Origin of the sequence: Halomonas sp. 707D4 (genome assembly GCF_024158685.1) — a bacterium.
Lineage (GTDB): Bacteria > Pseudomonadota > Gammaproteobacteria > Pseudomonadales > Halomonadaceae > Vreelandella.
In genome coordinates this window covers 1-6,956 of the sequence record NZ_JAMZBD010000141.1, presented here as the reverse complement: position 1 = coordinate 6,956, position 6,956 = coordinate 1, and the positions used below count along the sequence as shown (strand labels likewise).

At 67.0% G+C, this 6,956-nt stretch carries 7 protein-coding genes; 2 read left to right on the top strand and 5 right to left on the bottom strand.

Annotated features, from left to right (window positions below):
• Window positions 1-45 precede the first annotated feature (45 nt).
• Window positions 46-1,131, top strand: a complete 1,086-nt coding sequence (locus BIS11_RS08010; RefSeq protein WP_253426608.1) for a cobalamin-independent methionine synthase II family protein — start codon at window positions 46-48, stop codon at window positions 1,129-1,131.
• Entirely contained in the window at window positions 1,124-2,086 is a 963-nt protein-coding gene (locus BIS11_RS08005) for a diguanylate cyclase (RefSeq protein WP_253585900.1), read from the top strand. The genes BIS11_RS08010 and BIS11_RS08005 overlap by 8 nt, the downstream gene beginning before the upstream one ends.
• 129 nt (window positions 2,087-2,215) lie before the next feature.
• Here the strand turns inward: BIS11_RS08005 and htpX are convergent, their stop codons facing one another.
• The 5 genes from htpX to BIS11_RS07980 form a co-directional block, all read right to left on the bottom strand.
• Complete coding sequence (gene htpX / locus BIS11_RS08000) at window positions 2,216-3,118, bottom strand: protease HtpX (RefSeq protein WP_253425835.1); 903 nt, start codon at window positions 3,116-3,118, stop codon at window positions 2,216-2,218.
• An 88-nt stretch (window positions 3,119-3,206) separates the two neighbouring features.
• A complete protein-coding gene (locus tag BIS11_RS07995) occupies window positions 3,207-4,454 on the bottom strand; it encodes a pyridoxal phosphate-dependent aminotransferase (RefSeq protein ID WP_253425833.1) in 1,248 nt (415 codons plus the stop codon).
• A gap of 31 nt (window positions 4,455-4,485) precedes the next feature.
• Entirely contained in the window at window positions 4,486-5,463 is a 978-nt protein-coding gene (gene ylqF, locus BIS11_RS07990) for a ribosome biogenesis GTPase YlqF (protein ID WP_253425830.1), read from the bottom strand.
• A gap of 83 nt (window positions 5,464-5,546) precedes the next feature.
• Entirely contained in the window at window positions 5,547-5,945 is a 399-nt protein-coding gene (gene msrB, locus BIS11_RS07985) for a peptide-methionine (R)-S-oxide reductase MsrB (protein WP_253425827.1), read from the bottom strand.
• A gap of 112 nt (window positions 5,946-6,057) precedes the next feature.
• Window positions 6,058-6,956 (bottom strand): gamma-glutamyltransferase family protein (locus BIS11_RS07980; protein WP_253585899.1); only part of this gene is annotated, 899 nt, incomplete at its 5' end.

The window sequence follows — 6,956 nt, the reverse complement described above, 5'->3', positions numbered from 1 at the left end:
CTTCGGCTAAACCTTAGAGGGTCCAGTGACGCGATGGAGGTTCGCATGGTCGTCTTGCCGACGGAAGCCATTGGCAGTATCCCGCGCTCTTCGGCGCTGATGCAGGCACAGCGCCGGTTCAAGGAGGGCGGTATCGACGCGGCGCAGCTGGAGGCCGCCTACGACGCCGCCGTGCGCGACACCCTGCGCGAACTCGAGGCGACGGGCTCGCCGATCGTCACCGACGGCGAGCAGCGCAAGGCCCACAGCTTCGCGACCTACTCGGTGGAGGGGGGCGAGAACTTCGCCCCGGACGGGCTGGAGATTCCTTTCAGCGATGGCCACGTGCGTCGGCTGCCGCGGCTCACCCGGGGGCCTTTCCACTTCATGCGCTCCGCCGCGCACACCCTGGCCCAGGCCCGGCCCCGTACCCGGCTGCCGATGAAGCAAGCGATCATCTCGGTGTCGGCGATGAGCCTTTTCTACCCCGCCGAGCCGCTGGCCGACTATCCCCGCGAGGCGTTTCTGGACGACCTGGTCGACGAGCAGGAGCGCGAGATCCGCGACTGCTTCGCCGCCGGCGCCCAGACGGTGCAGATCGATTTCACCGAGGGACGCCTGGCGCTCAAGATCGACCCGAGCGGCAGCGTCCTCGACAGCTTCATCGAGCTCAACAACCGGGTGTTGGAGCGCTTCACTCACGACGAGCGGTGCCGCATCGGCATCCATACCTGCCCCGGGGCGGACCACGACGCCACTCACAGTGCCGACGTGGACTACGCCGAACTCCTGCCGAGCCTGTTCGAGCTCGAGGCGGGCAACTTCTACATCGCCATGACGCGCGAGGCGGACCCGGAGCGCGCCTTGAAGATCGTCGCGCGCTACCTGAAGCCATGGCAGCGCGCCTTCATCGGCGTGATCGACGTCATCGACCCGCGCATCGAGACGCCGGAGCAGGTCTGCGAGCGGGTGCTCCAGGCGGCGCGCCATATTCCCCTCGACCAGCTCGGGACCACCGACGACTGCGGCTTCTCGCCGTTTTGCGACGACGTCTCCACGCCGCGGGCCACCGCCTTCGCCAAGATTCGCGCCCGGGTCGAGGGCACCGCGCTGGCGGCGCAGCGCCTGGCCCGCGGCGAGCGGGATGAATAGCCCGCTCTCGTTGAATCAAAGCGTGGCGGTGTTCGATGCCCTCGAGCGTCTGGTGGACTGGAACGCGGAGTTCGCCCTGGAGTTCTCCGATGCCGCGCCGCTGCTGGCCCCTGGTATCTTTGCCGCTGAGATCCAGGCGGCCTGCCTGCTGCCGGAGCGGGCGCTGGATCTCTCCTGGCTGGGCGAGGCCCAGGCACCGCCGGTGTTCGAGTACATCAATCGTCGCCAGTGCGTGCGGGTCACCCAGTGCCTGAGCGCCAACGGTCATGCGATGCGCATCGCCCAGGGCGCCCAGGTGCCAGCGCGACTGCACCACGCGCTGGCCGACGACAACGCCGAGCTGCTGCGCTCGGCAGCGCTGCAGATTTCCGCGGCGGTGCTCAAGCGGCGCCATCAGGAGCGCCTGCGCCTGCACGAGCTGGCGCTCAAGGATGGCCTCACCGGGGTCGCCAACCGGCGCTATTTCGACGAGCTTCTCGCCATCGAGTGGCAGCGCTGCCAGCAGGCCGGGTGGCCCTTGTCGCTGATCTTCATCGATATCGACTTCTTCAAGCGCTACAACGACTTCTACGGCCATCTCTGCGGCGACGACTGCCTGAAGCGCATTGCCGCCACCCTCCGCTCGATCCTGCACCGCCCGCGCGACCTGGTCGCTCGCTACGGCGGGGAGGAGTTCGTCTGCCTGCTGCCGGAAACCGAGCTCGATGACGCCGCGCGCAAGGCCGACGAGCTCGAAAGAGCGGTGAGGGCGCTGGGGCTGGCCAACGCCAAATCCGACGTGGCACCGGTCATCACCATCAGCCTGGGCGTCGCCAGCGCCCGTACGCGCCTTGACTGTGACGCCACGGCGCTGATCACCGCCGCCGACCGGCTGCTCTACCTGGCCAAGGCCACCGGGCGCGGGCGCGTTTGCGCGGCCTATTTGCCGGATGTAGGTTCGATGCCCGAGGAGTAGGGCGGCGAAGCCTGGCAAGGTGCCGGTCAACGGCGCTCGATACCACCGGTGTTGGCCCTAAAAAAAGACGGGGGAGCCGAACGATACGTTTCGGCTCCCCCGTCTTGCAGTGCTCAGCGCCGGGCGCGTCTACTGGCGGTAGGCAGCTTCCTTGAGGGCGCGGATGCGCTCGTCCAGCGGCGGATGGCTGGCGAACAGCTTCTCCATGAACGACCGGGTCTGGCCCTTGGTGATCGCCATGGCGCGCAGGGTGTCCGGCATCTGGTCCGGCATTTCGGTTTCGACCTTCAGGCGTTCGAGCGCGTTGACCATGGCGCCGGTGCCGGCAAGGCGGGCGCCGGCCTCGTCCGCGCGGTATTCACGAAAGCGCGAGAACCAGGCGACGATGGCCGAAGCGACGATGCCGAAGACGATCTCCGCCACCATGACCACCGCGAAGTAGCCCATGAAGCCGAGCCCGCCTTCGCTGCCGCGGCTCTTCATGAAGCCGTCGAGCAGTTGCGCCACCACGCGGGCGAAGAACATCACGAAGGTGTTCACCACGCCCTGGATCAAGGCCAGCGTCACCATGTCGCCATTGGCCACGTGGCCGATCTCGTGGGCCAGCACCGCGCGCACCTCGTCCGGGCGCATGCGGTTCAGAAGCCCCGCCGACACCGCCACCAGGGCGGCATCCTTGTTCCAGCCGGTGGCGAAGGCGTTGGACTGCTGGGCGGGGAAGATGCCCACTTCCGGCGTCTTGATACCGGCCTCGCGGGAGAGCTCGGCCACGGTGTCCACTAGCCACTGCTCGGTCGAGTTGGAGGGCGACTCGATCAGCACGGTGCCGGTGGAGCGCTTGGCCAGCCACTTCGACATCAGAAGCGAGATCAAGGAGCCCGCCATGCCGATGATGAAGCAGAAGATCAGAAGCCCCGTGAAGTTGATGCCCTGGCTTCGCAGGTAGCCCTCCACGCCGAAAAGGCGCAGCGTGAAGCTCGCCACCAGCACCACCGCCAGGTTGGTGGCCAGAAACAGCAGAATGCGCATCATGTATGTATCTCCCTCTAAGGTCCTTGAAAGGTGGCTATCATCGGTCTGTTGTCGGTTTAGATGCCTGCGCGGCCCGCCGGGTTCACTGTCACTGACGATAGCGCGACAGGAAGTTGGCGAAGCGGTCGAGTGCATCGCCCAGCTGGTCCGCCCAGGGCAGGGTGACGATGCGCACGTGATCCGGCGCCGGCCAGTTGAAGGCGCTGCCCTGGACCAGCAGGATCTTCTCCTGCAGCAGCAGGTCGAGCACCAGCTGCTGGTCGTCCTTGATGTTGTATACCTTGGGATCGAGACGCGGGAAGGCGTAGAGCGCTCCCTTGGGCGTCACGCATGATACGCCAGGAATGGCGTTGAGCTTTTCCACGGTAATGTCGCGCTGGGCCAGCAGCCGCCCGCCGGGCAGGATCAGGTCGTTGATCGACTGGTAGCCGCCGAGCGCGGTCTGGATGGCGTGCTGGGCCGGCACGTTGGCACACAGGCGCATCGAGGCGAGCATGGTCAGCCCCTGGATGAAGTCCTTGGCGCGCTGCTTGGCGAGCGTCCCCGAGATGGTCATCCAGCCGGAGCGAAAGCCGGCGCAGCGGTAGCTCTTGGAGAGCCCGTTCATGGTGATGACCAGCTGGTCGTCGTCGGCCAGTGCCCCGGTCGCCGTATGGGTGACGCCGTCGAAAAGGATCTTGTCGTAGATCTCGTCGGAAAAGACCACCAGGTGGTGCTCCTGGGCGACCTTCAGCACCGCCTTGACCACGTCCGGCGGGTAGACCGCCCCGGTGGGATTGTTGGGGTTGATCAGCACGATCGCCCGGGTGCGGCTCGTCACCTTGGCGCGAATGTCGTCGATGTCCGGCGCCCAGCCGGCCTGCTCGTCGCAAAGATAGTGCACGCCATGGCCGCCGGAGAGGTGCGCGGCGGCGGTCCACAGCGGGTAGTCCGGCGCCGGGATCAGCACTTCGTCGCCGTCGTTGAGCAGCGCCTGCATGGCCATCACGATCAGCTCGGAGACGCCGTTGCCGATGTAGATGTCCTCGATGCCGACGCCGGGGATTTCCTTGCGCTGGCACTCCTGCATGATCGCCTTGCGCGCCGAGTAGAGCCCCTTGGAGTCGCAGTAGCCCTGGGCGGTGGGCAGGTTGCGCATCACGTCCTGAAGGATCTCTTCCGGCGCCTCGAACCCGAAGGGGGCGGGGTTGCCGATGTTGAGCTTCAGAACCCGCTGGCCTTCCTCTTCCAGGCGCTTGGCGTGGTCGAGAACGGGACCGCGGATGTCGTAGCAGACGTTGTGCAGCTTGTGCGATTTCTTGAGAGGCTGTGGCTCGGTGGGCGTTGGCGTATCCATGGGGTGTCCGACAGTACCTTGATGGTTGGGGTCACTGGCCATTATGCGCGCCATTCAAGGCGCTGTCTTGATCATTGTCCGCGTCGTCGGGCGCCGGCGGCGGCGGGATGTCCGCCGGGGTTTCCAGGGTGATGCGGCCGAGCTTGCCATCGCGCAGCTCGTGCAGCAGCACCTCGGCGCCGCGGTGCCAGTCGACCTCGCCGCCGGCACGCAGCCCGCCGCGCCGCGCGGCGATCTCCTTGAGGATCGCGTGGCCGTCGAAGCCTGCCAGGGCGAGAAAATCCGGGCGCTTGGGGCCGTCGGCGTCGATCTCCTGGGCGGTGTCGGGCGCCTCGTAAGGCGGCAGTTCCTTGAGCTTGTAGCGGGCGCTGAGCGCGTCGGGGTAGCGCTTGGCGAGTTCGGCGCTGGCGACGATCGCCACGTCCACGTACTCGATGGCGGTATCGCGGATGGCACCGCTCGCTGCCAGCCGGTAGGCGCTGGCCTGATCCTCGATCTTCGGCCACAGCACTCCGGGGGTGTCGATCAATGCCACGCGCCCGTCGATGCGCACCTTCTGCTGGCGCTTGGTGACGGCGGGCTCGTTGCCGGTCTTGGCGATCTTGCGCCCGGCCAGGCCGTTGATCAGCGTGGACTTGCCCACGTTGGGGATGCCCATCACCATCACCCGCACGTCGCGATCCGCGCGCACGGCGCCGGCGAGCTCGTGGCAGAGCCTGGGAATCTTCTTGAGCTCGCGGCTCTGGGTGGTAGTGACCGCAAGCGCCCGGGTGTCTTGCTGAGCGTCGAAGTGGGCGACCCACTCCCGGGTGCGCTCGGGGTCCGCCAGGTCCGCGCGGGTCAATATCTTGAGCACCGGCTTGTGACGGGTCAGCTCGGCCAGCATCGGGTTGGCGCTGGAGTAGGGCAGGCGTGCATCGATCACCTCGATGACCACGTCGATTTCCGGCAGCGCCTCCTTGATCTGGCGGCGGGCCTTGTTCATGTGTCCGGGAAACCAGCCGAGCATGGAACTCTCCTAGGGCTCAAAGTGAGGCACAAAAAAACGGGCCGCCATTCTATCAGAACGGCGGCCCGTCGGGTCGGGCGCGGTCACTCGTCCGGGTGGAACTCCAGCGCCACCGAATTGATGCAGTAGCGAAGCCCGGTGGTCTCCGGCGGTCCGTCCGGGAAGACGTGGCCCAGGTGGGCGTCGCAGTGGGAGCAGACGACTTCCGTGCGCTCCATGCCGTGGCTCTGGTCGCGGTGCTCCTCCACGCTGCGCTTGCCCAGCGGGCGATCGAAGCTCGGCCAGCCGCAGCCCGCCTCGAACTTGTGCTCGTTCTCGAACAGCGGCGCGTGGCAGCAGACGCAGTGGTAGATGCCTTGCTCGTCGCGCACCTGGTAGTCGCCGGTGAACGGACGCTCGGTGCCTTTTTCGCGGGTGACGTGGTACTGCTCGGCGCTCAGCTCGCTGCGCCACTGCGCCGGCGTTTTATCGATCTTGGCCATGGGCGCCTCCTGATCGGCGGGGAGAAAAACGCCTTGCTCGTCAACGGGCAAGGCGTATATCGGACCTTCACTTGTGGTATGGGTTCAGTCTAGGCCATAACCCTGGGTGCGCTCAAACGCTGGCCGCGCCGCCGTCGCTGCGCGGGTCGTGGGCGCTTTCGATCAACCCGTCCGGGTGGTGCACGATGGCGCCGGCATGGCCCATGGTGTCGCTGTAGGAGCTTGCGAGCACTTCCACGTCGTGGCCGGCCGCGCGCAGGCGCTCCACCACCTCCGGGGCGACGCGTGATTCGAGCTTCAGGTTGGTGCTCTCCTCGCCCCAGGTGCGCCCGAGCAGCCAGCGCGGCGCAGCCACGGCCTGCTGCAGCGGCATGTGATGAAAGGCGTAGCGCGAGAAGAGCGCCGCCTGGGTCTGCGGCTGGCCTTCGCCGCCCATGGTGCCGTACACCATGCTGCGGCCATCGTCGAAGCGCGCCAGCGCCGGGTTCAGGGTGTGAAACGGCTTGCGCCCCGGCGCGAGTCCGCGCAGGTCGTTCTCGTCCAGCGAGAAGCTGATGCCGCGGTTTTGCCACAGCACGCCGCTTTCCGGCAGCACCACGCCGCTGCCGAACTCCCAGTAGATGCTCTGGATGAAGCTCACCGAACGCCCTTCGGCATCCACCGTGCCCATCCAGATGGTGTCGCCGGGCGCCGGCGTATGCGGCCAGGCCAGGGCGCGCTCGGGATCGATCTCGGCGGCCTCGCGGTCGAGGTTCTCGGCGCTCAAAAGCGACTGCAGGTCGATATCGAGGCGCCCCGGGTCGGTGACGTAGCGATCGCGCAGCAAAAAGGCGCGCTTGGTGGATTCCACCAGCCCGTGCAGGTGCGCGAAGCCTTCGCCATCGCTTACGCCCAGGCGCTCGTAGAGTGCCAGGATCATCAAGGACGCCATGCCCTGGGTGGGAGCGGGCAGGTTGTAAAGCGTGGCGCCCTTCAGGGCGACCTCGAGCGGCGTGACGCGCTGGGCGCGGT